Below are 25584 nucleotides of genomic sequence, written 5' to 3'. Positions count from 1 at the left end.
ATACTCGGTAGGAACCGGCTTGCCGGCGAAGGCGTTCAAGGCAGCAGCACAGTCGAGCCAGTCGTGCGTCGCGCCGACAGTTCGATATGGGCCTTGGCCGCATCCGCCAGGGCGAAGCGCTGGCCAATCTCGATCTTCAGCTTGCCGCTGGCAATCATGCCGAACAGGTCGTCGGCCATGCGCTGCAGGTTCTCGGCATTGTTGGCGTAGCTGGCCAGGGTCGGCCGGGTCACGTACAGCGAGCCCTTGGCCGAGAGAATCCCCAGGTTGACCCCGTCCACTGCGCCAGAGGCGTTGCCGAAGCTGACCATCAGCCCGCGTGGGGCCAGGCAATCCAGGGAGGTCAGCCAGGTGTCCTTGCCCACGCCGTCGTAGACCACCGGGCACTTCTTCCCGCCGGTCAGTTCCAGCACTCGCTGGGCCACGTCTTCATGGCTGTAGTCGATGGTTTCCCAGGCGCCCAGGGCCTTGGCGATGGCGGCCTTTTCCGGCGAGCTGACGGTGCCGATCAGCTTTACCCCGAGGGCCTTGGCCCACTGGCAGGCCAGGGAGCCGACACCGCCGGCAGCGGCGTGGAACAGCACGGTTTCGCCGCCCTGGAGTTCATAGGTCTGGCGCAGCAGGTACTGCACGGTCAGGCCCTTGAGCATGACCCCGGCGGCCTGTTCGAAGCTGATGGCGTCGGGCAGGCGTACCAGGTTGGCTTCGGGCAGCACATGCACATCGCTGTAGGCCCCCAGTGGGCCGCTGCCGTAAGCCACGCGGTCGCCGACCTTGAAACGGGTCACGGCACTGCCTACGGCCTCGACCACGCCCGCGCCTTCGGCCCCCAGGCCCGAAGGCAGGGCGGGCGGTGCGTAGAGACCGCTGCGGAAATAGGTGTCGATGAAGTTCAGGCCGATGGCCTTGTTGCTGACGCGAACCTGTTGCGGGCCCGGTTCCGCCGGTTGGTAATCCACATATTCGAGCACTTCGGGGCCGCCATGGGCGCGGAACTGGATACGTTTGGCCATCTGCATTCTCTCCTCGGACGTGTCGTGAAAGTGCTCTATCGGACTCCTCTGCTTGACCTTCGTCAACTGCGGAGCGCCCCGGCGCGGTGTTATGCTACGCGCCCATTTGCGCCGGCCCGTGCTCCATCCCTAGCGCCGCGTAGCTTTGCCCGATTCAAGGTGATGCCATGACTACCCGCACCGAGGCCGTGAAAGCCTACCTGCTCGACCTGCAAGACCGCATTTGCGCTGCACTGGAAACCGAAGACGGTGGCGCACACTTCATCGAGGACGCCTGGACCCGGCCTGCCGGTGGTGGCGGGCGTACCCGGGTGATCGGCGACGGTGCAGTGATCGAAAAGGGTGGGGTGAACTTCTCCCATGTATTCGGCAGCGGCCTGCCGCCATCGGCCAGTGCCCATCGGCCCGAGCTGGCCGGCCGTGGCTTCGAAGCCCTGGGCGTGTCCCTGGTGATCCATCCGCACAACCCCCATGTGCCGACTTCCCACGCCAACGTGCGGTTCTTCATCGCCGAGAAGGAAGGCGAAGAGCCGGTCTGGTGGTTCGGCGGCGGTTTCGACCTGACCCCCTACTACGGCAACGTCGATGACTGCGTACACTGGCACCGGGTTGCCGAGCGCGCCTGTGCACCGTTCGGTGCCGATGTCTACCCGCGCTACAAGGCCTGGTGCGACAGCTATTTCCACATCAAGCACCGCAATGAACCGCGGGGCATCGGCGGCCTGTTCTTCGACGATCTGAACGAATGGGACTTCGACACCAGTTTCGCCTTCATGCGCGCCATTGGCGACGCCTACATCGAGGCCTACCTGCCCATCGTCCAGCGCCGCAAGGCCGCGGCCTACACCGCGCAGCAGCGGGAATTCCAGGAATTCCGCCGGGGCCGCTACGTGGAGTTCAACCTGGTCTACGACCGTGGCACCCTGTTCGGCCTGCAATCGGGCGGGCGCACCGAGTCGATCCTCATGTCGCTGCCGCCACAAGTGCGCTGGGGCTATGACTGGAAGGCCGAGCCGGGCAGCGAAGAAGCGCGCCTGACCGAATACTTCCTGCAGGATCGCGACTGGCTGGCAGCCAGCAACTAAACCGCACGCCACTGTGTAGAAGCCGGCTTGCCGGCGAAAAGGCCTTCAGGCGGATGCGGTTCCTACCCCTGTGTTGAGCAAATGGGATGAGAGATGGATCAGTACGTTGTCTTTGGTAACCCGATCGGCCACAGCAAGTCGCCGCTGATCCATCGGCTGTTCGCCCAGCAGACCGGCCAGCAGCTGGAGTACAACACCCTGCTGGCGCCCCTGGATGACTTCGCCGGCACCGCTCGCAGTTTCTTCGCCCACGGGCGTGGGGCCAATGTCACGGTGCCGTTCAAGGAAGAGGCCTATCGCCTGTGCGACAGCCTGACCGAACGGGCCCAGCGCGCCGGCGCGGTGAACACCCTGAGCAAGCAGGCCGACGGCCGCCTGCTGGGGGACAACACCGACGGCGCCGGGCTGGTGCGCGACCTGAAGGTGAACGCCGGGGTCAGCCTCAAGGGCAAGCGCATCCTTGTGCTGGGGGCTGGCGGCGCGGTCCGTGGTGTCCTGGAGCCGTTGCTGGCCGAGCAGCCGGAGGCCTTGGTGATCGCCAATCGCACCGTGGAAAAGGCTGAGCTGCTGGCGGAGTTGTTCGCCGACCTGGGGCCGGTATCGGCCAGCGGCTTCGACTGGCTGCAGGAGTCGGTGGACCTGATCATCAATGCCACCTCCGCCAGCCTTTCGGGCGAGCTGCCGCCGATTGCCGGCAGCCTGATCGAGGCGGGCAAGACCGTGTGCTACGACATGATGTACGCCAAGGAGCCGACACCGTTCTGCCGCTGGGCCAGTGAACAGGGCGCGGCCCTGGTGCTGGATGGCCTGGGCATGCTGGCCGAGCAAGCGGCGGAAGCCTTCTACCTGTGGCGCGGCGTGCGCCCCGACAGTGCCCCGGTGCTGGCTGAACTGCGTCGCCAGCTGGCCCTGTAACCCCCCGTAGGAGCTGGCTTGCCAGCGAAGGCGGCTTCAAGACTAGCGCCAGGTCCAAGGGCCTCTTCGCCGGCAAGCCGGCTCCTACGGATGGGGGTCAGTCTTCGAAGTGGATCGGACAGCGTTCCGGGCCTTCGAGCTTGATCAACTCTTCTTTCACCGCCTGCCGTGCCCGGCGCAGGATCAGGCTGCGCCCCTGGCGCCTGAGGCGGCGTGCTTCCTGGTGCAGCATCTCCACCCCTGAATAGTCGATAAAGTTGATCTGCCGTGCGTCGATCACCAGCCTGGGCGCGTGGCAGCGCTGCATGCGCACCTGCAGGTAATGGCTGGCGCCGAAGAAAATCGAACCGCCGACCCGCAGGATGTCTTCATCGCCTTCGCTGGACTGCTGCACCCGCGGTTGCGAAGTGCGCTTGAGGTAGAAGAACAGCGACGCCAGGACCCCGGCATAGATCGCGGTCTGCAACTCCAGGAGCAGGGTGGCGACGCAGGTCAGGCTCATCACCACGAACTCGGCGCGGCTGACCCGGAACAGCGCGCGAATGCCCCGGTGGTCCACCAGCCCCCAGCAGATCAGCAGGATGCTGCCGGCCATGGCCGGGATCGGGATATGGGCGATCAGCCCGGCGCCGGCCACGGCGAACAGCGCCACCCACAGCGCCGAGAACACCCCGGCCAGGGGCGAGCAAGCGCCGGCCTCGTAGCTCAACCCGGAGCGGGTGAAGGAGCCCGAGGACAGGTAGCCGGAGAAAAACGCCCCGACCATGTTCGACAGGCCTTGGGCGCGGACTTCCTGGTTGGCGTCCAGCAACTGTTCCGAACGTGCTGACAGCGAGCGGGCAATCGACAGGCTGGTGACCAGCCCGAGCATGCCCACCGCCACTGCGCTGGGCAGCAATCGCAGGATCAGTTCCAGGTCCAGGGGCAATGGGCTAAACGGCGGCAGCCGGCCGACGAAGGCGCTGACCAGTTGCACATGGCCAAACACCCCTGGCAGCAGCCATACCACCAGGGCACTGAACACCAGGCTCAGCAGCAGGCCGGGCCAGCGCGGCGCCAGCAGCTTGAAGGCGACCCCCAGCGCCAGGGTGCCCAGCCCCAGCAGCAGCGAAGGCCGGTCCACCTCGCCCAGGTGCTGCAGCAACTGGCTGAGGCTGTTGAGGGCAGTGGCCTGGTTCGGCAGTTCCAGCCCCAGCAGGTTGGGCAACTGGCCCAGGGCGATGACCACCGCCGCGCCGAGGGTGAAGCCCAGCACCACCGAGTGCGAGACGAAGTTCACCAGGGCGCCGAAGCGCAGCATTCCCAGCAGCCACTGGAAGACCCCGGCCAACAGCGTCAGGAGCAGGATCAGGGTGATGTAGTCCTCGGAGGCCGGCACTGCCAGGGGGCTGACGCTGGCATAGAGAACGATGGAAATCGCCGCCGTGGGGCCGCAGATCAGGTGCCACGATGAACCCCACAGGCAGGCGATCAGCACCGGGACTATGGCCGCGTACAGCCCGTACTCCGGGGGCAGGCCGGCGATCAGGGCATAGGCGATGGATTGCGGCAGAGCGAGGATAGCGCCGCTCAGGCCCACCAGCAGGTCACGGCCGACGCTGGCCCGGGTCTGGCGCGGCAGCCAGCTCAGCAAAGGCAGGAGAGATTGGCGGTCGGGCCAGGCCATGGTTCCTCACGGGTGGGTTGATTCGGTGGGCCAGGGTAAAGCATTGCCAGGCTTTGGGTGCAGGAGCCGGCTTGCCGGCGAATGGCCGGCACACCTCGGGCTACAACCTGCTCTTCACCGCTGCCAGGGCCTCTTTGTCATCAATGGTTCGCACTCCCTCCAGCCATTGCTCCAGCACTGCCGGGTGGGCCTTGATCCAGGCCTTGGCGGCCTCGGTGTTGCTGAGTTTGCTGTTGACCACCGCGGCCATGATGCTGTTCTCCATCTCCTGGGTGAACCGCAGGTTGCCCAGCAGTTTGCCGACGTTCGGGCAAGCCTGTGCATAACCCTTGCGGGTCAGGGTGTAGACGCTGCCGCTGGCGCCGAAGTACTTCTCGCCGCCGGTCAGGTAGCGCATCTTCAACTGCACGTTCATCGGGTGTGGGGTCCAGCCGAGGAAGGTGATGAAGCGCTGCTTTTTCGTGGCCCGGGACACTTCGGCGAGCATTGCCTGTTCACTGGACTCGATCAGCTTCCACTGGCCCAGGTTGAACTGGTTGCTCTTGATGATTTCCTGCAGCGACAGGTTGGCCGGCGCGCCGGAGCCGATGCCGTAGAGCTTTTTGTCGAACTTGTCGGCGAACTTGTCCAGGTCGGCAAAATCATGCACTCCGGCCTCCCACACATAGTCCGGCACCGCCAGCGTGAACTCGGTCCCTTCCAGGTTCTTGGCCAGCTGGGTGACGTCGCCATTGGCCACGAACTTGTCATGGAAGCCTTGCTGCGCCGGCATCCAGTTACCCAGGAATACATCCACCCGGCCATCCTTCAGACCCCCGAAGGTGATGGGCACGGCCAGGGTGTCGATCTTCGCCTTGTAGCCCATGCCGTCCAGCAGGAAGCCGGTGATGGCATTGGTGGCGGCGATATCGCTCCACCCCGGGTCGGCCATCTTCACGGTCTCGCACGAGTCGGCCCAAGCGGATGCGCTGCCCAGGGCCAGAAGCCCGAGCGTCAGTGCTGTGGATAACCTTTGCATGCTTTTCCCCTTACGTTTTATTGGTTTTGGCAGGGTTGTGGATAACGGGCCTTGCGCTCCAGGTCATCGAGGTCGATGTGGTTGCGCATGTACTGCTGGCTGGCGTCTACCAGCGGCTGGTGGTCCCAGCTCTTGAGTTTGCCCCGGCTCAGCGCCTCGGCCACCAGCCGGCGGCGGCGCTGGCTGGCCAGGACCTGTTGGTGAATGCGCGGAATGTCCCACTTGGCCCGGGCCTCTGCCAGGAACGCGGCGAACAGCGGCCGATGCTCGGGCGACTGGCCAAGGTCGAAGCGCTCTTGCGGGTCGTGGTGCAGGTCGAAGAGTAGGCAGGGGTCGTCTTCGCTGTAGATGAACTTGTAGGCCCCGCGGCGAATCATCATCAGCGGGCCGATGGTGCCTTCGGCCATGTATTCGCCGAACACCTCGTCGTGCCCGCCCTGCCCTTGCAAGTGCGGGACCAGGGAGCGGCCATCCAGCGGCAGGTCGGGCTCCACCCGGCCGCCGGCCAGCTCCACCAGGGTCGGCAGCAGGTCGGCGGTGGAGACAGCGGCGCTGACCCGGCCGGCAGTGAACTGCCCCGGTGCACAGATCAGCAGCGGTACCCGGGCGGCCATTTCAAACCAGTGCATTTTGTACCAGAGACCGCGCTCGCCGAGCATGTCGCCGTGGTCGCCGGAAAACACGATCAGCGTGTCGTCCGCCAGCCCGGTGTCTTCCAGGGTCTGCAGCAGCTTGCCGACGTTGCTGTCGATGTAGCTGCAGGCGCCGAAGTAGGCGCGGCGCGCGTCGCGGATCTTATCCACAGGCAAGGGCTTGTCCCACAGGTCGTAGACCTTGAGCAGGCGCTGGGAATGCGGATCCAGCTCGCTTTGGGGCGGGGTCTGCGGCAGTGGAATCTGGTCGTCGCGGTACAGGTCCCAGAAGGCCCTGGGAATGGTGTACGGATCGTGGGGGTGGGTCATGGAGACGGTGAGGCAGAACGGCTGGTCGCCGGCCTCGCGCACATGGTCGAACAGGTATTGCTGGGCCTTGAACACCACCTCCTCGTCGAAATCCAGCTGGTTGGTGCGTACACAGGGGCCGGCCTGCAGTACCGAGGACATGTTGTGGTACCAGCTGGGGCGCACATCGGGCTGGTCCCAGTTCACCGCCCAGCCATAGTCGGCGGGGTAGATATCGCTGGTCAGGCGCTCTTCATAACCGTGCAACTGGTCCGGGCCGCAGAAGTGCATCTTGCCCGAGAGCGCAGTGCGGTAGCCCAGGCGCCGCAGGTAGTGGGCGTAGGTAGGCACGTCGGCGGGGAAGTCCGCGGCGTTGTCGTAGGCGCCGATCCGGCTGGGCAACTGGCCGCTGACCAAAGTGAAGCGCGAGGGTGCGCACAAGGGGCTGTTGCAGTAGGCGGCGTCGAAGACCACGCCCTGGGCGGCCAGCCGGCTGAGGTGAGGCAGCTTGATCGGCGAGGGTCCGTAGAACGGCAGCAAGGGTGCGGCCATCTGATCGGCCATGATGAAAAGAATGTTCTTGCGCTTCATGGATTCGCGGCATTCCATAGTCGATGGTTATGCGAAAGTGCTGCAATCGAGCATGGATCCCATGCCTTTGGTGGTAAAGCCCATGTGCAGCAATGACTAGGATAAGCACAGCTTATGTATGAAGCCCTTGGCGACCTGTCCCTGGACCTGCTCCGGGTGTTCGAAGCAGCCGCGCGCCTGCGCAGCTTCACCGCCGCGGCGGTGGAACTGGGCACCACCCAGCCGGCTATCAGTCAGCAGATCAAGCGCCTGGAGGAGCAGCTGGGGGTGCGCCTGTTCGACCGCATCTACCGGGGCATAGAGCTGACCGAGTCTGCAGCCTTGTTGCTGGATCAGGTCCAGGCCGGCCTGCAGAGCATCGATGCCGGCCTCAGCGCCCTCAGCCAGCAGCATCAGCATGAGGTGTTGCAGGTGGCCACGGATTTCGCTTTCGCCGCCTATTGGCTGATGCCCCGCCTGCATCGCTTTCATGAGGCCAACCCCCAGGTGGATGTGAGCCTGGTCACCAGCGAGCGCAGCCACAGCATGCTGCGCAGCGATATCGACGTGGCGGTGCTGTTCGGCGACGGGCGCTTCAGGCAGGGGGAGAGCCACTGGCTGTTCAGCGAAGAAGTGTTTCCGGTGTGCAGCCCGCTGCTGCTCAAGGACCGTGCTGCACCGCTGCCCGCCCCTTCCCTGCTGGAACTGCCGCTGCTGCACCTGCGGGGTGAAGGCAGCAACCACTGGTTCGACTGGAGCGGGGTATTTCGCGAGCTGGGCCTTGCGGGTGCGCCGGCCCCAGGGCAATTGCGCTTCGACAATTACACCCTGCTGATCCAGGCGGCCATCGGCGGCCAGGGCGTGGCCATCGGCTGGCGTCACCTGGTGGATGACCTGCTGGAGCAGGGCCTGCTGTGCCGGCCCATCGCCGAGAGCGCGCTGTCCGCCTACGGCTATTACGTGGTGCTGCCCCAGCGCAAGCGCCGCGGCCCGCTGATCCAGCGTTTCGTCGACTGGCTGATGAGCGAGCAGGCCGGCAGCGCCCAGAGCCTCAAGGGGCTGGCGCTGCCGTCCATTGCCCGCTAGGTGGCGGCCTGGGGTTGGGTGGCGATGAAACTCACATGCTCGCGCAGGTGCAGATTCAGGCGCAGCTCGTCGCTGATGCCGATTGCCACGCCGTTGAGCCGTCGCAGCGGCTCGGCAAGCCCCGGCTCGAGGCTGTCGCCAACCTGGTTGAAATGCTCGATACCCAGCCCGGCCACGCCCCGCGGCGCGTTGATCAGGGTCCAGTCCAGCGCGCTGCTGCGCAGTGCATCGAGGATTTCCTGCGCGGCATGGTGAGGCAGGCTGGTGCTGGAGGGCGGGTTGTCGAGAACGCTGAACTCCCCCACCAGCATCAACCTACGGATGCCGGCGCCCTGCATGCCTTCGATCAGGGCATCCACTGCCCGTACCTGGTTCACCGGGTCGGGGGCCTGGCCGGGCGTGGTGCTGCCGGGCAGATCGGGGGCATCCAGCAGGCAGATCACCGCCGAGCTACCGGCTACGCTCTGCTTGACCCGGTCCGGGTCGAACAGGTCGCCGCCCTTGGCGCGCAGGCCTGGGCGCGGGGCCAGTGCGGTGAGGTCGTCGAGAATGGCGATCACCTCATGCTGGCGCCTCAGGCTCTCTGCCATCAACGCACTGCCCAGGCTGCTCATGGCACCATAGAGCACCAGTTTGACCACCGGAGTTTCGGCATTTTTCATGGCCTGGCTTCCTTATTTTCCACAGGTACCGGTTGTGACCTGTGGCGAGCCTTGAGGGTTCGTCTTGATTGCGAGGGTTTGCATGCAACGGATCAAGGGCTACCACGCCCATGTCTACTTTGACGCCAGCACCATCGACCAGGCCCGGGCCTTGTGCGAACGGGCGGCGCAGCTGTTCGAACTGAAAATGGGCCGGGTCCACGAGCGGCCGGTGGGGCCGCATCCGGACTGGAGCTGCCAGTTGGCGTTCGGCCCCGAGGTGTTTGCCCAGGTGGTGCCGTGGCTGGCCCTCAATCGCCAGGGGCTGGTGGTGTTCCTGCATCCGGATACCGGTGATGACCTGCTGGACCACACCGACCATGCGATCTGGATGGGGGCTATGCGGCCACTGGACCTGAGGGGGTTCTGAGGGCGACGGACCGCCGGCAAGCCGGCTCCTGCAGGGGCCGGCCGGTCGGGTGAGGTCAGTAGAGCACGCCGTCGAGGATCTCGTAGACGATGCCGGTGCCCACGGCGATCAGCACGATGTCGCCCCCCATGCGTCGCCATTCGTACCCCGGGTACACCGGGAGGCGCGACAGGGCCCGGGGCTCCAGGCGTTCGCCGTAGTAGCCGCGCGGCAGTGGCTGGCCGCGCACCAGGTGGATGCCGGGAGGCGGCGGCGCGCCCCGGACGAAGTAGCCGTGGTTGTCGCGGATGGTCTGGCGCACCGGGCCGAAATCCCGTGGTGGGCCGCCGCGCCGATCATCCCCCGGGCCACGGTGCTCGTTGCCACGGTTGTCCCAATGGCCCTGTTGTGGCCCGCCACGATCATAGCCGCCGCGCTCGTCGGCCATGACCTGCAGCAACGGGCTGGCGCTGAGCATCAGCACCGCGGCACCGGCAATCAGACGTTTGGGCATTTTCATCAGGTATTCCTCGCAACACACACAGCAAAAAGGGGTTCGCCACCTTGGTCGCGAACCCCCGGGTCTTGCTGTTTAGTCTGTGTCTCGAGGCGCTAATTCCTCTGTATCAGGAACTTTACCCTCAGCTGACGCGGGCCTTACGTACGCCCTCGGACAGCGCCGCACACAGGCTCAGCACCCCATCCACCGCCTGCTCGGCAGACTCGGCGCTGGCGATGTGGTCGATCAGCGCTGAGCCCACTACCACGCCGTCTGCCAGGCGAGCGATGGCGGCTGCCTGCTCCGGAGTACGGATGCCGAAACCGATGCTGATGGGCAGGTCGGTGTGGCGACGCAGGCGGGCCACGGCTTCTTCCACGTGCTCCAGGGTGGCGGCGCCGGCACCGGTGACCCCGGCCACGGAAACGTAGTAGACGAAACCGGAGCTGCCGTTGAGCACCTTGGGCAGGCGGGCGTCGTCGGTGGTCGGTGTGGTCAGGCGGATGAAGTCGATGCCGGCGGCCTGGGCCGGGTCGCACAGTTCGCTGTTATGTTCCGGCGGCATGTCCACCACGATCAGGCCATCGACACCGGCGGCCTTGGCGTCGGCGATGAAGCGCGGCACGCCGTAGTGGTGGATCGGGTTGAAGTAGCCCATGAGCACCAGCGGGGTGTCGCTGTTGCCTTCGCGGAACTCGCGAACCATCTGCAGGGTTTTCGCCAGGTTTTGCTTGGCCCCCAGGGCACGGATGTTGGCCAGCTGGATCGCCGGGCCGTCGGCCATCGGGTCGGTGAAGGGCATGCCCAGTTCGATCACGTCGGCGCCCGCTGCGGGCAGGCCCTTGAGGATCGCCAGGGAGGTGTCGTAGTTCGGGTCGCCGGCGGTGACGAAGGTTACCAGGGCGGCGCGGTTTGCTTCCTTCAGCTCGGCAAAACGGGTTTGCAGGCGGCTCATCAGTGTTTCTCCTGCTGGGACTGTTGCATGTGGTGCATCACGGTCTGCATGTCTTTGTCGCCACGGCCCGAGAGGTTGACCACCATCAGGTGATCCTTGGGCAGGTTCGGTGCGCGCTTGAAGACTTCGGCCAGGGCATGGGCGCTTTCCAGGGCCGGGATGATGCCTTCCAGGCGGCAGCACTGGTGGAACGCGGCCAGGGCTTCGTCGTCGGTCACCGAGGTGTATTCGACGCGGCCGATATCGTGCAACCAGGCGTGTTCCGGGCCGATGCCGGGGTAGTCGAGGCCGGCGGAAATCGAGTGGGCGTCGATGATCTGGCCATCGTCGTCCTGCAGCAGGAAGGTGCGGTTGCCGTGCAGTACGCCGGGTACGCCGCCGTTGAGGCTGGCGGCGTGCTTGCCGGTCTCGATGCCGTAGCCGGCGGCTTCGACGCCGATGATCTCGACGCTCTTGTCGTCAAGGAACGGGTGGAACAGGCCCATGGCGTTGGAACCGCCACCGATGCACGCCACCAGGCTGTCCGGCAGGCGGCCTTCCTGGGCTTGCATCTGCTCGCGGGTTTCCTTGCCGATGACCGCCTGGAAGTCGCGGACCATGGCCGGGTACGGGTGTGGGCCGGCGACGGTGCCGATCAGGTAGAAGGTGCTGTCGACGTTGGTCACCCAGTCACGCAGGGCTTCGTTCATCGCGTCCTTCAGGGTGCCGGTGCCGGCCACCACCGGGATCACTTCGGCGCCCAGCAGCTTCATGCGAAATACGTTGGCCTGTTGGCGCTCGATGTCGGTGGTGCCCATGTAGATCACGCAATCCAGGCCAAAACGCGCGGCCACGGTGGCGGTGGCCACGCCATGCATGCCGGCGCCGGTCTCGGCGATGATGCGTTTCTTGCCCATGCGCCGCGCCAGCAGGATCTGGCCGATGCAGTTGTTGATCTTGTGCGCGCCGGTGTGGTTCAGCTCTTCACGCTTGAGGTAGATCTTGGCGCCGCCGCAGTGCTCGGTCAGGCGTTCGGCGAAGTACAGCGGGCTGGGGCGGCCCACGTAATCGCGCTGGAAGTAGGCCAGCTCCTTGAGGAATTCGGGATCTTCCTTGGCCTTTTCGTATTCGCGGGCCAGGTCGAGGATCAGCGGCATCAGGGTTTCGGCCACGTAACGGCCGCCGAATGCGCCGAACAGGCCGTTGTCGTCAGGGCCATTGCGTAATTGGGACTGGGTCATTGCAGCGCTCCCGGGGGAAGTTTGGAGAAAGAAGGCCTGGTGGAAAGACCGCTTCGTAGAAACACAATGGAGCCCACTCTACCCCTGACATCCGATGCTGAAAACCGATAAGATCGCCGCAACCTGTCAGGAAATCTCACAGATAAAATGAACCGCGACCTGCCTCCCCTGAATGCCCTGCGGGCCTTCGAAGCCACTGCCCGGCTCAATAGCGTCAGCCAGGCGGCCGAACAGCTGCACGTCACCCACGGCGCGGTCAGCCGGCAGTTGAAGGTGCTTGAAGAACACCTGGGGCTGAGCCTTTTCGTCAAGGAAGGCCGTGGCCTTAAACTCACAGATGCCGGCATTCGCCTGCGCGATGCCAGCAGCGAGGCCTTCGAGCGCCTGCGGGATGTCTGCGCCGAGCTGACCCAGGGCAGCGCCGATGCGCCCTTTGTCCTGGGCTGTTCCGGAAGCCTGCTGGCGCGCTGGCTGATCCCGCGCCTGGGGCGCCTGAACGCCGACCTGCCGGATCTGCGCCTGCACCTTTCGGCCGGTGAAGGCGACCTCGACCCCCGGCGCCCGGGCCTGGATGCCTTGCTGGTCTTTGCCGAACCGCCCTGGCCGGCGGACATGCAGGTCTATGAACTGGCCAGCGAACGCATCGGCCCGGTCCTCAGCCCGCGCTATGCCGGTTATCCACGCCTGCGGCAGGCGCCGGCTGGCGTCCTGGCCAGCGAGGCCCTGCTGCACACCACTTCCCGCCCCCAGGCCTGGCCCAGTTGGGCACGGCGCAACGACCTGAATCCCGAAACGTTGAAGTACGGGCAGGGTTTCGAGCATCTGTATTATTTGCTGGAGGCGGCCGTGGCGGGCCTGGGGGTGGCAATTGCCCCGCAGCCGCTGGTGGCCGAGGACTTGCTGGCGGGCAGGCTGGTTGCGCCCTGGGGTTTTTCCGACACCCCGGGGCAACTGGCGCTGTGGTTACCCAAGCGCGCCGCGGATGGGCGCGCCCGGCAATTGGCGCAGTGGCTGGAAAACGAACTGCGCCAGCAGCTTTAGTCGCCGCGCTTGCACAGCAGATAGGCGGCCAGCAGGCCGATGGCACCCACGGCGACCCCGGCGGTGGTCCAGGGGTGTTCCTGGGCATAGTCGCGGGTCGCGATCCCCGTTTCACGGGTTTTCACTTTGACTTCTTCATAGGCATCGCTGAGCAGGCTGCGCGAATGCTTCAGCGCGCTTTCGGCATTGCTCTTGAGCGCCTTGAGGGTCTTGCGCGACTCGTCGGACGCATCGTCCTTCAGGCTTTCCAGCGATTTGAGCAGGCTGGAGATCTCGGCTTCCATACTTTCCAGTGAGGCTTTGCGTAACGAGGTGTTGGCCATGTCGGCTCTCCTGCAGGGTGGTGAATGGGCTGTGTAGGTTCCGACTGCGGCGTGTTGGGAAAGTGCAGAAAATCTGAACTTAGCCTTGGGCGCAGGCGCCACAAGTAATAAGAAAAATCACTGCTAGGCTGTAATTCACAGCTAAAAAGGAGAGCGCCATGACTGATCATCACACTTACAAGAAAGTCGAACTGGTGGGTTCGTCGCCGAACAGCATCGAAGATGCGATCAACAACGCGCTGGCGGAAGCGCACAAGAGCATCAAGCACCTGGAATGGTTCGAAGTGACTGAAACCCGGGGCCATATCAAGGACGGCAAAGCGGCGCATTTTCAGGTCACGCTCAAGGTGGGCTTCCGAATTGCCAATAGTTGAAGGCTTGAGCTAGGCTCTGGAACTTGTGCGCTGGCCGAGTGCCATAGGAAATGGCAAAGCGCTACAAGTGTCTTGAGCCTCTGTCAGGCAGGCGTCAATGCCGCCTCTTTTGATCCGACCAGGGAATGTGACCGATGAAAAAACTAGTATTAGCTGCTGCTTTGTTGAGTCTTGCGGGAACAGCCCTTGCCGCTGGCAAGCCGTGCGAAGAACTCAAGAGCGAGATTGCCGCCAAGATCGACGCCAACGGCGCCAAGCACTACTCGCTGGAAGTGGTGGACAAGGGCGCGGCGGCGGATGGCAAGGTAGTCGGCTCCTGCGAAGCCGGTACCAAGGAAATTGTCTACAAGCGCGGTTGAGCCTTGTGGATGGTCAAAAAAAAGCCGACGCAGAACGTCGGCTTTTTCATGCCTGTCGTTTCAGCCTTTCATCACCTGTGACAGCAGCTCGTAGGAGTGCAGCCGATCGGCGTGTTCGTACAGATCGCAGGTGAAGATCAGCTCATCGGCTCCGGTCTGCTCGATCAGCACCTGCAGCTTGGCGCGGATTTTCGCCGGGCTGCCGACCATCGCCAGGCCGAGGAAGCTGGCAACCGCTTCCTTCTCATGGGGCAGCCACAGGCCGTCCATGCTTTGCACCGGTTTGCGCTGGACCAGGCTCTGGCCACGCATCAGCGCCAGGATGCGCTGGTACACCGAAGTCGCCAGGTAATCGGCCTGTTCGTCGGTGTCGGCTGCCACCAGCGGCACGCCAAGCATCACATAAGGCTTGTCGAGCACCGCCGAAGGCTTGAAGTGGTTGCGGTAGACGCGAATCGCCTCGTGCAGGTAGCGCGGTGCGAAATGCGAGGCGAAGGCGTAAGGCAAGCCCCGTTCCCCGGCCAGTTGTGCACTGAACAGGCTGGAGCCCAGCAGCCATACCGGCACGTTGGTGCCGGTGCCCGGCATGGCGATCACCCGTTGTTCGGGGGTACGTGGGCCCAGGTAGGCCATCAGTTCGGCCACGTCCTCAGGGAAATCGTCGGCGCTGCCGGAACGTTCCCGGCGCAGGGCGCGGGCGGTCATCTGGTCGGAACCCGGGGCGCGGCCCAGTCCCAGGTCGATGCGCCCCGGGTACAGGCTTTCCAGGGTGCCGAACTGTTCGGCGATCACCAGGGGCGCGTGGTTGGGCAGCATGACCCCGCCGGAACCGACACGAATGGTCGAAGTACCGCCCGCCAGGTAGCCGATCAACACCGAGGTAGCGGAACTGGCGATACCGTCCATGTTGTGGTGCTCGGCGACCCAGAAGCGCGTGTAACCGAGCTTCTCCACATGCTGCGCCAGGTCCAGGGAGTTGCGCAGGGACTGTCCCGGGCTGCCGTTTTCACGCACGGGCACCAGGTCGAGGGTCGAGTATTTAACAGCGGACAGCGGTTTCATAAGCCTGCTTCTCCTTGGGGTGCGCAGGCTTTTGTCATGAGCCAAAACCTGCCGAAGTCTGTAAGTCAGATCTATGCAATGTGGGCATATACCCGAGTTTCAATAGCCTGAGTGAATTTGTCGGGTAAACGGGCATCGGCGACAACGGCTGAACTTTGCCATCGGATCTATCCTCAGAACCCTTAGGCAACAAAAAACATCAGGGTGCGAACTTTCGCACCGGTTCTTGAGGAGAAAGCGATGAGCATCAAAAAGAAAGCCTCGGCGCACTGGGAAGGTGACCTGAAAACCGGCATTGGCTCGATCTCGACCGAAACCGGCGTGTTGCGTGAGGCGCCCTACGGCTTCAAGGCGCGTTTCGAAGGCGGCAAGGGCACCAACCCGGAGGAACTGATTGGCGCGGCCCACGCGGGCTGTTTCTCCATGGCCTTTTCCATGATCCTTGGCGAGGCCGGGCTCAAGGCGGACAGCATCGACACCCAGGCAGAAGTGACCCTGGACCAGGTCGATGGCGGCTTTGCCATTACCGCGGTGCACCTGATCCTCAAGGCGAAGATCCCCGGTGCCAGCCAGCAGCAGTTCGATGAGCTGAGCAAGAAGGCCAAGGAAGGGTGCCCGGTGTCCAAGGTGCTCAACGCCAAGATCAGCCTGGATGCGACGCTGCTGAGTTGAGGCAACTGCTTGGCCGGCAAGCCGGCTCCTGCACCGGTCCGTAGGAGCGGGCATGCCGGCGAATGCGCCTGTGCGGCGGACAAGCACCTGTGGTCGAATACGCGACTGCGGCTTCAGCGCACCCCCGTGTGCACCGCAGCAAGGGAGCTTTAGATCATGAAACGTTTTGCCTTGGCGGTTGTTAGTTGTGCGCTGGCCACATCGGCCCTGGCCGCGCCCAAGCCCTGCGAGGAACTCAAGGCCGAGATCGAAGCCAAGATCCAGGCCCAGGGCGTACCTTCCTACACCCTGGAAATCGTCACCAACGACGAGGTCCACGACAACAACATGGTGGTCGGCAGCTGTGAAAACGGCACCAGGAAGATCATCTATCAGAAGAACGATCGCTGACCCGACTCAGGGCACGCAGTTGATCATGCGCTCCTCGGCGACTATTTCGCGTTGGGCGTTGTACAGCCGGGCGCTGGGGGTGAACCCCAGGTTGCGCGCCTCCAGGCGATAGCGCTGGCCGGCCTGGAAATGGTCGTAGCGCAGGCTCAGGTAGCACAGGCGCTCCTGGGGATCGTTGTTCATGCCCATGCCGCCGGCGAACACTTCGAAATCGAAGCGCACCATCAATTCGTGGCTGCCGGGGCTGACCTGGAAGAAGCGCCCGTCGTCCAGGCGCTGGTTGTCCAGGCGTTCGGCCATGACCAGCTTGCCCCCGGGCGTCGGGGTGGCCAGGTCGATCCAGGCCTGTTGCGGATCGACGCCCGGCAGGGGCGTGGTGCAGGCGCTGAGGGTGCCAAGGGCGAGAAACAGTAGAAATGGACGCATGACTGGGGCCGAGTGAGCGAGAGGCCCTCAGCATAGCGCCGTTCAACTGCGCTGGCAGCCTGCCGGCCGGGCTTTGTCGAGCAGGGTGTGCTGCTCGTCGTAGAGCCTGGCCCAGGGGTGGAAACCGATGTTCCCGGCCTGTACCTGGTAGCGCTGGCCGGCACCGAAATCCTTGAATTTCACGTTCAGCTGGCAATCGCGCCACAGCGGCTCGGCGTCTGGCCCGATGTTGCTGGGTTGCACGGCGAACTGGTAGCGCAGGGTCAGTTCATGGCTGCCGGGCTGGACCTGGAAATAGCGCGGATCATCGATGTTCTTGGCGTCCACCTCCAATGCCTGCAGGTGGGTGTCCCGGGGCGGAGCCAGGTCGACCCAGGCCTGGGCCGGGTCGGGGTCGGGCAGGCCGGCGCAACCGCCGAGGGTCAGCAGGCCGGTGGTCAACAGCAACACGCGCATGGCGAAACTCCAGGCTGGCGAGATAGTCTTGCGGACAGACTCTCTGTGGATGATTCGATTTGACTAGGCCGTGTTCAAGCCATGGGTTACTTGATCCTCTTTTACGGTTTTTGTTTCCGGCACTGATGCTTTTGCTGCTCAACGGTTGCAGCAGCGTCGGTTATTACAGCCAGCTGGCCAGTGGCCAATTGCAGCTGCTGCGAGCCCGTGTGCCGGTGGCGCAAGTCGTCGCCGACCCGAGCCGCGATGCGAGCCTGCGTGCCCATCTGGCCCAGTCGCAGCAGGCACGCCGCTTTGCCAGCGAGCACCTGCACCTGCCGGACAACCGCAGCTATCGGCTGTACGTCGACATCGGGCGGCCCTATGTGGTGTGGAACGTGTTCGCCACCCCGGAGTTTTCCCTGAACCCGCAAACCCACTGCTTTCCCATTGCTGGTTGCGTGGCTTACCGCGGCTATTACAGCCAGGGCGCGGCCCGGGGCGAGGCGGCGTTGCAGCAGTTGAAGGGCATGGACGTGGCGATCGGCGGGGTCGAGGCCTATTCCACCCTGGGCTGGTTCGACGACCCGATCATCAGTTCGATGATGCACTGGGGCGACGAGCGCCTGGCGACCCTGATCTTCCACGAGCTGGCGCACCAGCGCTTCTATGTGAAGGACGACACCGAGTTCAACGAGTCCTACGCCACCTTCGTCGAGCAGGAAGGCACCCGCCAGTGGCGCGCCTATCGCGGGCTGGCGCCATTGAGCGACGGCGAGTTGCGCCAGCGTGACCAGTTCACCCAGCTGGTGCTCGATACCCGCAAGCGCCTGGAGCAGCTGTATGCCCTGCCCTTGCCCGCCGAGCAGATGCGCCAGCGCAAGGCCGCGGAGTTCGAGCGCATGCGCAGCGAGTATCGGCAGTTGCGCGACAGCCAGTGGGCCGGTTCCAAGCGCTATGACGCCTGGGTCAACGCCCCACTGAACAATGCCCGGCTGCTGCCCTTCGGCCTGTATGACCAATGGGTGCCGGCGTTTGCCGCCTTGTTCAGGCAGGTGAAGGGGGACTGGCCGGCATTCTTCGCCGCCGTGGAGACGCTGGGACGTTTGCCGGCCGAGGAGCGCAAGGCGGCCCTGATCCGGTTGCAGGACACCGTCGCCCTGGCGCCGGCTCCTGCTTCGGGCCTGTAGCAGCCGGCTTGCCGGCGAAGCCTCTGCCCTAACGCGGCAAAAACGCCTGGTGCAGCTCGCCCAGGGTCTGGAAGTGATAGGCCGGGGCTTCGGCAGTCAATTCCTCATGGCTGCCAAAGCCATAACCCACCGCCGCCGCATCCAGCCCGTTGCGCCTGGCGCCGATCAGGTCGTGCTTGCGGTCGCCGATCATCAATGTGCTGGCAGGGTCGAGTTGCTCCTGCTCCAGCAGATGGGCGATCAGCTCCACCTTGTCGGTGCGGGTGCCGTCCAGTTCGCTGCCGTAGATCACCTTGAAGTGCTTGGCGAAGTCGAAGTGACGGGCGATCTCCCGGGCGAAGACCCAGGGCTTGGAGGTCGCGATGTACAGTTGCCGCCCTTGCCCGCCGAGGGTTTCCAGCAGCGGCGTGACGCCATCGAAGACGCGGTTTTCATACAGGCCGGTGACCTTGAAGCGTTCGCGATAGAAGTTCACCGCTTCCCAGGCCCGGGCCTCGTCGAAGCCGTAGAACTGCATGAAGGCCTGCAACAGCGGCGGGCCGATGAAGTGCTCCAGTTTGCTCAGGTCCGGCTCGTCGATGCCCAGTTTGCCCAGGGCGAACTGGATCGAACGGGTGATGCCCTCGCGAGGGTCGGTGAGGGTGCCGTCGAGGTCGAACAGTACGGTTTGGTAATGCATGGGGATTCCTGGGCTGTGCAAGGGGGTTAGGGCCGGTCGTAGCCTTCGGCCAGGTGCAGGTCCTTGAGCTTCACGTAGTTGGCGGCGCTGTAGGTGAAGAAGGCGCGCTCCTTGTCGGTCAGCGGGCGTGCCTGCTTCACCGGGCTGCCCACATAGAGAAAGCCGCTTTCCAGGCGCTTGCCCGGTGGCACCAGGCTGCCGGCGCCGACTATCACATCGTCCTCCACCACCGCGCCATCCATGACAATGCTGCCCATGCCGATCAGCACCCGGCTGCCGATGCTGCAACCGTGGAGCATGACCTTGTGGGCGATGGTCACGTCGTCGCCGATCAGCAGCGGGAAGCCGTCGGGGTTGAACGGGCCGGCGTGGGTGATGTGCAGCACGCTGGCGTCCTGCACGCTGGTGCGCGCGCCGATGCGGATGCGGTGCATGTCGCCGCGGATCACGGTCAGCGGCCAGACCGAGCTGTCGGCGCCGATTTCCACGTCGCCGATGACCACCGCCGAGTGGTCGACAAAGGCCCGCTCGCCCAGGTTCGGGGTGTGGTTCTGGTAGCTGCGAATGGCCAAGTGCGAATCCCTCTCTGAGATTTATTAATGGGGGCTATAGCTGCGGTGGGCGTCGATTGTAATTAAGATGGCTCAATGTTTCTTCCAGCCAAGGTGCCCACCGTGAGTGTGAACAACCCTCTTCTGCAGCCCTACGACCTGCCGCCGTTCTCGGCGATCCGCGCCGAGCATGTGCAACCGGCCATCGAACAGATCCTGGCTGACAACCGCGCCGCCATCGCTGACATCCTCAAGACCCAAGCCACCCAGCCGACCTGGGCTGGCCTGGTGCTGGCCATGGACGAGCTCAATGATCGCCTGGGCGCTGCCTGGAGCCCGGTCAGCCACCTCAACGCAGTGTGCAACAGCGCCGAACTGCGTGAAGCCTACGAGGCCTGCCTGCCGGCCCTGAGCGCCTATTCCACGGAAATGGGCCAGAACCGCGAGCTGTTCCAGGCCTTCGACGCCCTGGCCAAGAGCCCGGAAGCCGCCGGTTTCGACGTGGCGCAGAAGACTATCCTCGAACACTCCCTGCGGGACTTCCGCCTGTCGGGCATCGACCTGCCGCCCGAGCAGCAAAAGCGTTATGCCGAGGTGCAGAGCAAGCTTTCCGAGCTGGGCAGCCGGTTCTCCAACCAACTGCTGGATGCCACCCAGGCCTGGACCAAGCACATCACCGACGAAGCCGCCCTGGCCGGCCTGACCGACTCGGCCAAGGCGCAAATGGCTGCCGCCGCCCAGGCCAAGGACCTGGAAGGCTGGCTGATCACCCTGGAATTCCCCAGCTACTACGCAGTGATGACCTACGCCCAGGACCGTGCCCTGCGCGAAGAAGTCTATGCCGCCTACAGCACCCGCGCGTCGGACCAGGGCCCTAACGCCGGTCAGAACGACAACGGTCCGGTGATGGAAGAAATCCTCGACCTGCGTCAGGAGTTGGCCAAGCTCCTGGGTTTCGCCAGCTTCTCCGAGTTGAGCCTGGCCACCAAGATGGCCGAGTCCAGCGACCAGGTGCTGAGCTTCCTGCGGGACCTGGCCAAGCGCAGCAAGCCGTTTGCCGCCCAGGACCTGGAGCAGCTCAAGGCCTACGCCGCCGAACAGGGTTGCCCCGACCTGCAAAGCTGGGACAGCGGTTTCTACGGCGAGAAGCTGCGTGAGCAGCGCTACAGCGTTTCCCAGGAAGCCCTGCGCGCCTATTTCCCCATCGACAAGGTGCTGAGCGGGCTGTTCGCCATTGTCCAGCGCCTGTACGGCATCGAGATCGCCGAGCAGAAAGGTTTCGATACCTGGCACCCGGACGTGCGCCTGTTCGAGATCAAGGAAAACGGCCAGCACGTCGGCCGCTTCTTCTTCGACCTCTATGCCCGCGCCAACAAGCGCGGCGGTGCCTGGATGGACGGTGCCCGCGATCGCCGTCGCACGCTGGACGGGGTATTGCAAAGCCCGGTAGCCAACCTGGTGTGCAACTTCACTCCGGCGGTCAGCGGCAAGCCGGCCTTGCTGACCCACGATGAAGTCACCACCCTGTTCCACGAATTCGGCCACGGCCTGCACCACCTGCTGACCCGGGTCGAGCACGCCGGAGTGTCCGGGATCAACGGCGTGGCCTGGGACGCCGTCGAGCTGCCGAGCCAGTTCATGGAAAACTGGTGCTGGGAGCCGGAAGGCCTGGCACTGATCTCCGGCCACTATGAAAGCGGCGAACCGCTGCCCCAGGACCTGCTGCAGAAGATGCTGGCGGCGAAGAACTTCCAGTCCGGGCTGATGATGGTGCGCCAGCTGGAATTTTCCCTGTTCGACTTCGAACTGCACGCCACCCACGGCGACGGCCGCAGCGTGCTGCAAGTGCTGGAAACCGTGCGCGACGAAGTCTCGGTGATGCGCCCGCCGGCCTACAACCGCTTCCCCAACAGCTTCGCGCACATCTTCGCCGGCGGTTACGCCGCGGGGTACTACAGCTACAAGTGGGCGGAAGTGCTGTCGGCCGACGCCTTCTCCAGGTTCGAGGAAGAGGGTGTGCTCAATTCGGCCACCGGGCGTGCGTTCCGCGAGGCGATCCTGGCCCGTGGCGGCTCCCAGGAGCCTATGGTGCTGTTCGTCGATTTCCGCGGACGCGCGCCGTCGATTGACGCACTCTTGCGCCACAGCGGCCTCAGCGAGGACGCGGCAGCATGAGTGACGCACCCGTGAAGACCAAGAAACGCTTTATCGCCGGGGCGGTATGCCCGGCGTGCAGTGAGCAGGACAAGCTGATGATGTGGAGTGAGGACGATGTGCCTCATCGCGAGTGTGTGGCCTGTGGCTACTCCGACACCCTCAACGAACAGGGGCTGTCGGTGCCCAAGGAACTCGGGACCCGGGTCAACAGCGCGACGCCCAAGGTGGCGGACATCAAGGTGCAATCGGTGCAGTTTTTCCCCAACCCCAAGTTGAAGAAAAAGACTGACTGACCCCGCAGTAAAAAGCCGGCTCCCCTCCAGGAGCCGGCTTGCCGGCGAAGCGATTCGCCCCCCTTCTTTCGATCCCAGGGTTTTCGCAAGCAGGCTCGCTCCTACACAGGGTGTGGCGCTCAGTTGCTCAGCGGCTTGGTCGCGCTCACCGTCTCGAACCAGCTCTTCACCGAACAGGTGGCGAATACGCTGGTGCTGCAATCGCCATTGGCCAGGGCGGTGCGCAGTTTGTCGACATCGGCCTGCATCATGTAGCGAATGCCATCCTTGAAGTGGGAACTGTCGCCGTACCCACCCTGGGTCATTTCATTCAGCGCTTCTTCTTTGCTCCAACCCTGGATCACCACCCGGTACATGGCCGACATCAGGCCGGTGCGGTCCGAACCATGCTTGCAGTGCATCAGCACCGGGCCTTGGGCTTCGGCGCTCTGGATCGCGCGCAGGGCCTTGAGCACATCGGCGTCGTCCACATGGTTGGTGCGATAAGGCAACTGCACCTGGTTGATGCCCGGTGCCGACAGCCAGCTGGCGTCGGATTCCGGCAGGAAGTTGATCACCGTTGCCACCTTGAGCTGCTGCAGCAGCGGCACCGCGCCTTTGTCCGGCAGGGCGCTGCGATACAGGGTCGGGGACATCTGGTACAGGTTGTACTGCTTTTCCACTGGCTGCGCCCATTGGTCCGGGCGGCTGGAGGGGGGCTCTGCGGCTTGTACCTGTGGCCCGGCCAGCAGCGCCAGCAACGACAGGCAAAGGGCCGGGATGAAACGAATGCTCGACATGCGCGGGATCACCGATGAGGGGATTCAATGCCGCGCAGTATCGATTTGCCGGGGTCAAAGCCCCGTGAGCCCCCTGTCAAAGAATCGTGAAGCTGATCCGCTTTTTCCGGCGGTTTCTGATCTTTTTTCCGCCTGAAACGATTCATCTGGATGCTTAGCCTGCTACCATTTGTAACTAAAGTTTGCTGATGTGTTCATAAAACCGGGTCTTCCCGGCCTTTTGCGTTGCCAAAACACAAAGTCGCGCCATGACGCGGCTGACCAATCCATCAATGCCTGATGAGGTGCACCCATGTCTGATCAAGATCGAGACAACCCGCGGCGTGAGTTCTTGCGTAAATCCCTGACCTTGATCCCTGTGGTCACCGTCGCCAGCACCGGCCTGGGCGGCTCCCTGCTGGCGGCTGCACCTGAAACGGCCGCCGCTGCCACACCGGCCACGCCGGGCAAGCAGCCCGTCGGCAGCGGCCAGGGCTATGAGCCGGGCTATTTCACCGCCGAGGAGTGGGCCTTCATCAAGGCCGCGGTGGAACGCCTGATCCCGGCCGATGAAATGGGCCCGGGCGCCCTGGAAGCCGGCGTGCCGGAATACATCGACCGGCAGATGAATACCCCCTACGCCGCTGGCGCCCTGTGGTACATGCAAGGCCCGTTCAAGGCCGATGCCGCACCGGAGATGGGCTGGCAGAGCAAACTGGTGCCCAAGGACATCTATCGCCTGGGCATTGCCGCCACGGATGCGTGGTGCAAAGAGCTCAAGGGGCAAACATTTGCTGCGCAAGACAGCGCTACCCGAGACGACTTGCTCAAGCAACTGGAGGCCGGAACCCCGCAGTTCGACGCGGTCCCGGCCAAGCTTTTCTTCAATCTGCTGTTGCAGAACACCAAGGAAGGCTTCTTCAGCGATCCGATCCACGGTGGCAATAAAGGCCTGGTGGGCTGGACCCTGATCGGCTTTCCCGGCGCTCGCGCCGATTTCATGGATTGGGTGGAACGCAACGAGCAATACCCCTTCCCGGCTGTATCGATTCGCGGCGAGAGGGCTTGAGCATGGCAACAGTGATGAAGAAGGTCGACGCAGTGATCGTCGGTTTCGGCTGGACCGGCGCGATCATGGCCAAGGAACTGACCGAGGCCGGGCTCAATGTGCTGGCGCTGGAACGCGGGCCGATGCAGGACACCTACCCGGATGGCAACTATCCCCAGGTGATCGACGAACTCACCTACAGCGTGCGCAAGAAACTCTTCCAGGACATTTCCAAAGAGACGGTGACCATCCGCCACAGCGTCAACGACGTGGCCCTGCCCAACCGGCAACTGGGGGCCTTCCTGCCGGGCAATGGCGTGGGCGGCGCCGGCCTGCACTGGTCCGGCGTGCACTTTCGGGTCGACCCCATCGAGCTGCGCATGCGCAGCCACTACGAAGAACGCTACGGTAAGAACTTCATCCCCAAGGACATGACCATCCAGGACTTCGGCGTCAGCTATGAAGAGCTGGAGCCGTTCTTCGACTACGCGGAAAAGGTCTTCGGCACCTCGGGCCAGGCCTGGACCGTGAAGGGCCAACTGGTGGGCGACGGCAAGGGCGGCAACCCTTATGCGCCGGATCGCTCGGACCACTTCCCGCTGGAATCGCAGAAGAACACCTATTCCGCACAGCTGTTTCAGAAAGCGGCCAATGAGGTGGGCTACAAGCCCTACAACCTGCCGTCGGCCAATACCTCGGGGCCTTACACCAACCCCTATGGCGCACAGATGGGGCCGTGCAACTTTTGCGGCTTCTGCAGCGGCTACGTCTGCTACATGTACTCCAAGGCCTCGCCCAACGTGAACATCCTGCCGGCCCTCAAGCCGCTGCCGAACTTCGAGCTGCGGTCCAATTCCCACGTGCTCAGGGTCAACCTCGACAGCAGCAAGACCCGCGCCACCGGCGTCACCTACGTCGATGGCCAGGGCCGCGAGATCGAGCAGCCGGCGGACCTGGTGATCCTCGGCGCCTTCCAGTTCCACAACGTGCGCCTGATGTTGCTGTCGGGCATCGGCAAGCCCTACGACCCGATCACCGGCGAAGGCGTGGTGGGCAAGAACTTCGCCTACCAGAACATGGCCACCATCAAGGCCTACTTCGACAAGGACGTGCACACCAACAACTTCATCGGCGCCGGCGGCAACGGCGTGGCGGTGGACGACTTCAACGCCGACAACTTCGACCACGGCCCCCACGGCTTTGTCGGCGGCTCGCCGATGTGGGTCAACCAGGCCGGCAGCCGGCCCATCGCCGGCACCTCCAACCCGCCGGGTACCCCGGCCTGGGGCAGTGCCTGGAAGAAAGCCACCGCCGACTACTACACCCATCAGGTCTCCATGGACGCCCACGGAGCGCATCAGTCCTACCGTGGCAACTACCTGGATCTGGACCCGGTGTACCGCGATGCCTACGGCTTGCCCCTGCTGCGGATGACCTTCGACTGGCAGGAAAACGACATCAAGATGAACCGCTTCATGGTGGAGAAAATGGGCAAGATCGCCGAGGCGATGAACCCCAAGGCCATTGCCTTGCTGGGCAAGAAGGTCGGTGAGCACTTCAACACTGCGTCCTACCAGACCACCCACTTGAACGGCGGCGCGATCATGGGCACCGACCCCAAGACCAGCGCCCTGAACCGCTACCTGCAAAGCTGGGACGTGCACAACGTCTTCGTGCCCGGGGCTTCGGCCTTCCCTCAAGGCCTGGGCTACAACCCTACCGGCCTGGTGGCGGCGTTGACCTACTGGTCGGCCCGGGCGATCCGCGAGCAGTACCTGAAAAACCCCGGCCCGCTGGTTCAGGCATAA

General features: G+C 64.2%; 29 protein-coding genes. 14 read left to right on the top strand and 15 right to left on the bottom strand.

Going from position 1 to position 25584, the window contains the following annotated elements:
* Positions 1-35: 35 nt before the first annotated feature.
* Positions 36-1013, bottom strand: a complete 978-nt coding sequence (locus AC07R1_RS10970; RefSeq protein WP_026020270.1) for an NADPH:quinone reductase — start codon at positions 1011-1013, stop codon at positions 36-38.
* A 167-nt stretch (positions 1014-1180) separates the two neighbouring features.
* Between AC07R1_RS10970 and hemF the strand changes: the two genes are divergently transcribed.
* The gene (hemF, locus tag AC07R1_RS10965; RefSeq protein ID WP_493170993.1) at positions 1181-2098 is read left to right on the top strand and encodes an oxygen-dependent coproporphyrinogen oxidase; all 918 of its coding nucleotides are present in this window, start codon (positions 1181-1183) and stop codon (positions 2096-2098) included.
* A gap of 93 nt (positions 2099-2191) precedes the next feature.
* On the top strand, positions 2192-3013 hold the full coding sequence (aroE, locus tag AC07R1_RS10960; protein ID WP_495110519.1) for a shikimate dehydrogenase: 822 nt from the start codon (positions 2192-2194) through the stop codon (positions 3011-3013).
* 97 nt (positions 3014-3110) lie between these two features.
* On the opposite strand, the gene AC07R1_RS10955 is transcribed toward aroE, so the two are convergent.
* The 3 genes from AC07R1_RS10955 to betC form a co-directional block, all read right to left on the bottom strand.
* Positions 3111-4679: a SulP family inorganic anion transporter gene (locus AC07R1_RS10955; RefSeq protein WP_047290178.1), complete on the bottom strand. Its 1569-nt coding sequence runs from the start codon at positions 4677-4679 to the stop codon at positions 3111-3113.
* Positions 4680-4779: 100 nt separating this feature from the next.
* Entirely contained in the window at positions 4780-5697 is a 918-nt protein-coding gene (gene choX / locus AC07R1_RS10950; protein ID WP_011058419.1) for a choline ABC transporter substrate-binding protein, read from the bottom strand.
* A gap of 17 nt (positions 5698-5714) precedes the next feature.
* On the bottom strand, positions 5715-7229 hold the full coding sequence (betC, locus tag AC07R1_RS10945; protein WP_072443349.1) for a choline-sulfatase: 1515 nt from the start codon (positions 7227-7229) through the stop codon (positions 5715-5717).
* Between the two features lie 114 nt (positions 7230-7343).
* Here betC and AC07R1_RS10940 point away from each other — a divergent pair, with 114 nt between their 5' ends.
* On the top strand, positions 7344-8294 hold the full coding sequence (locus AC07R1_RS10940; protein ID WP_183001281.1) for a choline sulfate utilization transcriptional regulator: 951 nt from the start codon (positions 7344-7346) through the stop codon (positions 8292-8294).
* Here AC07R1_RS10940 and AC07R1_RS10935 read toward each other — a convergent pair.
* Complete coding sequence (locus AC07R1_RS10935) at positions 8291-8956, bottom strand: NAD(P)-dependent oxidoreductase (protein WP_041774015.1); 666 nt, start codon at positions 8954-8956, stop codon at positions 8291-8293. The two genes, AC07R1_RS10940 and AC07R1_RS10935, sit on opposite strands and share 4 nt — an antisense overlap.
* Positions 8957-9038: 82 nt before the next feature.
* On the opposite strand from AC07R1_RS10935, the gene AC07R1_RS10930 reads away from it, so the two are divergent.
* On the top strand, positions 9039-9365 hold the full coding sequence (locus AC07R1_RS10930) for a DOPA 4,5-dioxygenase family protein (protein ID WP_011058423.1): 327 nt from the start codon (positions 9039-9041) through the stop codon (positions 9363-9365).
* A gap of 55 nt (positions 9366-9420) precedes the next feature.
* Here AC07R1_RS10930 and AC07R1_RS10925 read toward each other — a convergent pair whose 3' ends face one another.
* From AC07R1_RS10925 to trpB, 3 genes are all read right to left on the bottom strand, one after another.
* Complete coding sequence (locus AC07R1_RS10925; protein ID WP_065364968.1) at positions 9421-9864, bottom strand: anti-virulence regulator CigR family protein; 444 nt, start codon at positions 9862-9864, stop codon at positions 9421-9423.
* Positions 9865-9985: 121 nt separating this feature from the next.
* Positions 9986-10798, bottom strand: a complete 813-nt coding sequence (trpA, locus tag AC07R1_RS10920; RefSeq protein WP_047290185.1) for a tryptophan synthase subunit alpha — start codon at positions 10796-10798, stop codon at positions 9986-9988.
* Positions 10798-12018: a tryptophan synthase subunit beta gene (gene trpB / locus AC07R1_RS10915; protein WP_011058426.1), complete on the bottom strand. Its 1221-nt coding sequence runs from the start codon at positions 12016-12018 to the stop codon at positions 10798-10800. Before trpB ends, trpA begins: the two co-directional genes overlap by 1 nt.
* Before the next feature lie 147 nt (positions 12019-12165).
* Between trpB and AC07R1_RS10910 the strand changes: the two genes are divergently transcribed.
* Complete coding sequence (locus AC07R1_RS10910) at positions 12166-13059, top strand: LysR family transcriptional regulator (RefSeq protein WP_495110518.1); 894 nt, start codon at positions 12166-12168, stop codon at positions 13057-13059.
* Here the strand turns inward: AC07R1_RS10910 and AC07R1_RS10905 are convergent.
* Positions 13056-13382 carry an ElaB/YgaM/YqjD family protein gene (locus AC07R1_RS10905; protein WP_011058428.1) on the bottom strand — a complete coding sequence of 109 codons (327 nt, stop codon included), beginning with the start codon at positions 13380-13382 and terminating at the stop codon, positions 13056-13058. The two genes, AC07R1_RS10910 and AC07R1_RS10905, sit on opposite strands and share 4 nt — an antisense overlap.
* Positions 13383-13540: 158 nt before the next feature.
* Between AC07R1_RS10905 and AC07R1_RS10900 the strand changes: the two genes are divergently transcribed.
* Positions 13541-13756 carry a dodecin gene (locus AC07R1_RS10900; protein ID WP_011058429.1) on the top strand — a complete coding sequence of 72 codons (216 nt, stop codon included), beginning with the start codon at positions 13541-13543 and terminating at the stop codon, positions 13754-13756.
* A 134-nt stretch (positions 13757-13890) separates the two neighbouring features.
* Positions 13891-14115, top strand: a complete 225-nt coding sequence (locus AC07R1_RS10895) for a DUF1161 domain-containing protein (protein ID WP_041114958.1) — start codon at positions 13891-13893, stop codon at positions 14113-14115.
* Between the two features lie 60 nt (positions 14116-14175).
* On the opposite strand, the gene AC07R1_RS10890 is transcribed toward AC07R1_RS10895, so the two are convergent.
* Complete coding sequence (locus tag AC07R1_RS10890; RefSeq protein ID WP_015633630.1) at positions 14176-15177, bottom strand: LLM class flavin-dependent oxidoreductase; 1002 nt, start codon at positions 15175-15177, stop codon at positions 14176-14178.
* Between the two features lie 240 nt (positions 15178-15417).
* Between AC07R1_RS10890 and AC07R1_RS10885 the strand changes: the two genes are divergently transcribed.
* Both AC07R1_RS10885 and AC07R1_RS10880 read left to right on the top strand, forming a co-directional pair.
* Positions 15418-15849: an OsmC family protein gene (locus tag AC07R1_RS10885; RefSeq protein ID WP_011058432.1), complete on the top strand. Its 432-nt coding sequence runs from the start codon at positions 15418-15420 to the stop codon at positions 15847-15849.
* Positions 15850-16005: 156 nt separating this feature from the next.
* Positions 16006-16239: a DUF1161 domain-containing protein gene (locus AC07R1_RS10880; protein WP_011058433.1), complete on the top strand. Its 234-nt coding sequence runs from the start codon at positions 16006-16008 to the stop codon at positions 16237-16239.
* A gap of 6 nt (positions 16240-16245) precedes the next feature.
* Here AC07R1_RS10880 and AC07R1_RS10875 read toward each other — a convergent pair whose 3' ends face one another.
* On the bottom strand, positions 16246-16665 hold the full coding sequence (locus AC07R1_RS10875; protein WP_011058434.1) for a PA0061/PA0062 family lipoprotein: 420 nt from the start codon (positions 16663-16665) through the stop codon (positions 16246-16248).
* A 42-nt stretch (positions 16666-16707) separates the two neighbouring features.
* The gene (locus tag AC07R1_RS10870) at positions 16708-17121 is read right to left on the bottom strand and encodes a PA0061/PA0062 family lipoprotein (RefSeq protein WP_011058435.1); all 414 of its coding nucleotides are present in this window, start codon (positions 17119-17121) and stop codon (positions 16708-16710) included.
* A 59-nt stretch (positions 17122-17180) separates the two neighbouring features.
* On the opposite strand from AC07R1_RS10870, the gene AC07R1_RS10865 reads away from it, so the two are divergent.
* On the top strand, positions 17181-18290 hold the full coding sequence (locus AC07R1_RS10865) for an aminopeptidase (protein ID WP_123472565.1): 1110 nt from the start codon (positions 17181-17183) through the stop codon (positions 18288-18290).
* A gap of 28 nt (positions 18291-18318) precedes the next feature.
* Here the strand turns inward: AC07R1_RS10865 and AC07R1_RS10860 are convergent, their stop codons facing one another.
* Positions 18319-18969, bottom strand: a complete 651-nt coding sequence (locus tag AC07R1_RS10860; protein ID WP_011058437.1) for an HAD family hydrolase — start codon at positions 18967-18969, stop codon at positions 18319-18321.
* A gap of 26 nt (positions 18970-18995) precedes the next feature.
* The gene (locus tag AC07R1_RS10855) at positions 18996-19541 is read right to left on the bottom strand and encodes a gamma carbonic anhydrase family protein (protein ID WP_041114965.1); all 546 of its coding nucleotides are present in this window, start codon (positions 19539-19541) and stop codon (positions 18996-18998) included.
* Positions 19542-19643: 102 nt separating this feature from the next.
* Here AC07R1_RS10855 and prlC point away from each other — a divergent pair, with 102 nt between their 5' ends.
* The gene (gene prlC, locus AC07R1_RS10850) at positions 19644-21695 is read left to right on the top strand and encodes an oligopeptidase A (RefSeq protein ID WP_011058439.1); all 2052 of its coding nucleotides are present in this window, start codon (positions 19644-19646) and stop codon (positions 21693-21695) included.
* On the top strand, positions 21692-21970 hold the full coding sequence (locus AC07R1_RS10845) for a YheV family putative zinc ribbon protein (protein ID WP_011058440.1): 279 nt from the start codon (positions 21692-21694) through the stop codon (positions 21968-21970). Before prlC ends, AC07R1_RS10845 begins: the two co-directional genes overlap by 4 nt.
* Before the next feature lie 119 nt (positions 21971-22089).
* Here AC07R1_RS10845 and AC07R1_RS10840 read toward each other — a convergent pair whose 3' ends face one another.
* Complete coding sequence (locus AC07R1_RS10840; protein WP_342401351.1) at positions 22090-22749, bottom strand: phosphatase domain-containing protein; 660 nt, start codon at positions 22747-22749, stop codon at positions 22090-22092.
* Positions 22750-23041: 292 nt separating this feature from the next.
* On the opposite strand from AC07R1_RS10840, the gene AC07R1_RS10835 reads away from it, so the two are divergent.
* Both AC07R1_RS10835 and AC07R1_RS10830 read left to right on the top strand, forming a co-directional pair.
* Positions 23042-23797, top strand: a complete 756-nt coding sequence (locus AC07R1_RS10835) for a gluconate 2-dehydrogenase subunit 3 family protein (RefSeq protein ID WP_161466470.1) — start codon at positions 23042-23044, stop codon at positions 23795-23797.
* Between the two features lie 2 nt (positions 23798-23799).
* The gene (locus AC07R1_RS10830; protein ID WP_495110517.1) at positions 23800-25584 is read left to right on the top strand and encodes a GMC family oxidoreductase; all 1785 of its coding nucleotides are present in this window, start codon (positions 23800-23802) and stop codon (positions 25582-25584) included.

The sequence above is a fragment of the Pseudomonas sp. GW821-FHT07F01 genome (assembly GCF_059418825.1).
Note: the sequence above shows the minus strand (reverse complement) of the source record. Positions and strands in the feature narration are given on the sequence as shown.

Bases quoted from the DNA above. Each gene is read 5' to 3' on its own strand.
- AC07R1_RS10970 (WP_026020270.1), bottom strand. From the start codon at position 1,013: ATGGCCAAACGTATCCAGTTCCGCGCCCATGGCGGCCCCGAAGTGCTC.
- hemF (WP_493170993.1), top strand. From the start codon at position 1,181: ATGACTACCCGCACCGAGGCCGTGAAAGCCTACCTGCTCGACCTGCAA.
- aroE (WP_495110519.1), top strand. From the start codon at position 2,192: ATGGATCAGTACGTTGTCTTTGGTAACCCGATCGGCCACAGCAAGTCG.
- AC07R1_RS10955 (WP_047290178.1), bottom strand. From the start codon at position 4,679: ATGGCCTGGCCCGACCGCCAATCTCTCCTGCCTTTGCTGAGCTGGCTG.
- choX (WP_011058419.1), bottom strand. From the start codon at position 5,697: ATGCAAAGGTTATCCACAGCACTGACGCTCGGGCTTCTGGCCCTGGGC.
- betC (WP_072443349.1), bottom strand. From the start codon at position 7,229: ATGAAGCGCAAGAACATTCTTTTCATCATGGCCGATCAGATGGCCGCA.
- AC07R1_RS10940 (WP_183001281.1), top strand. From the start codon at position 7,344: ATGTATGAAGCCCTTGGCGACCTGTCCCTGGACCTGCTCCGGGTGTTC.
- AC07R1_RS10935 (WP_041774015.1), bottom strand. From the start codon at position 8,956: ATGAAAAATGCCGAAACTCCGGTGGTCAAACTGGTGCTCTATGGTGCC.
- AC07R1_RS10930 (WP_011058423.1), top strand. From the start codon at position 9,039: ATGCAACGGATCAAGGGCTACCACGCCCATGTCTACTTTGACGCCAGC.
- AC07R1_RS10925 (WP_065364968.1), bottom strand. From the start codon at position 9,864: ATGAAAATGCCCAAACGTCTGATTGCCGGTGCCGCGGTGCTGATGCTC.
- trpA (WP_047290185.1), bottom strand. From the start codon at position 10,798: ATGAGCCGCCTGCAAACCCGTTTTGCCGAGCTGAAGGAAGCAAACCGC.
- trpB (WP_011058426.1), bottom strand. From the start codon at position 12,018: ATGACCCAGTCCCAATTACGCAATGGCCCTGACGACAACGGCCTGTTC.
- AC07R1_RS10910 (WP_495110518.1), top strand. From the start codon at position 12,166: ATGAACCGCGACCTGCCTCCCCTGAATGCCCTGCGGGCCTTCGAAGCC.
- AC07R1_RS10905 (WP_011058428.1), bottom strand. From the start codon at position 13,382: ATGGCCAACACCTCGTTACGCAAAGCCTCACTGGAAAGTATGGAAGCC.
- AC07R1_RS10900 (WP_011058429.1), top strand. From the start codon at position 13,541: ATGACTGATCATCACACTTACAAGAAAGTCGAACTGGTGGGTTCGTCG.
- AC07R1_RS10895 (WP_041114958.1), top strand. From the start codon at position 13,891: ATGAAAAAACTAGTATTAGCTGCTGCTTTGTTGAGTCTTGCGGGAACA.
- AC07R1_RS10890 (WP_015633630.1), bottom strand. From the start codon at position 15,177: ATGAAACCGCTGTCCGCTGTTAAATACTCGACCCTCGACCTGGTGCCC.
- AC07R1_RS10885 (WP_011058432.1), top strand. From the start codon at position 15,418: ATGAGCATCAAAAAGAAAGCCTCGGCGCACTGGGAAGGTGACCTGAAA.
- AC07R1_RS10880 (WP_011058433.1), top strand. From the start codon at position 16,006: ATGAAACGTTTTGCCTTGGCGGTTGTTAGTTGTGCGCTGGCCACATCG.
- AC07R1_RS10875 (WP_011058434.1), bottom strand. From the start codon at position 16,665: ATGCGTCCATTTCTACTGTTTCTCGCCCTTGGCACCCTCAGCGCCTGC.
- AC07R1_RS10870 (WP_011058435.1), bottom strand. From the start codon at position 17,121: ATGCGCGTGTTGCTGTTGACCACCGGCCTGCTGACCCTCGGCGGTTGC.
- AC07R1_RS10860 (WP_011058437.1), bottom strand. From the start codon at position 18,969: ATGCATTACCAAACCGTACTGTTCGACCTCGACGGCACCCTCACCGAC.
- AC07R1_RS10845 (WP_011058440.1), top strand. From the start codon at position 21,692: ATGAGTGACGCACCCGTGAAGACCAAGAAACGCTTTATCGCCGGGGCG.
- AC07R1_RS10840 (WP_342401351.1), bottom strand. From the start codon at position 22,749: ATGTCGAGCATTCGTTTCATCCCGGCCCTTTGCCTGTCGTTGCTGGCG.
- AC07R1_RS10835 (WP_161466470.1), top strand. From the start codon at position 23,042: ATGTCTGATCAAGATCGAGACAACCCGCGGCGTGAGTTCTTGCGTAAA.
- AC07R1_RS10830 (WP_495110517.1), top strand. From the start codon at position 23,800: ATGGCAACAGTGATGAAGAAGGTCGACGCAGTGATCGTCGGTTTCGGC.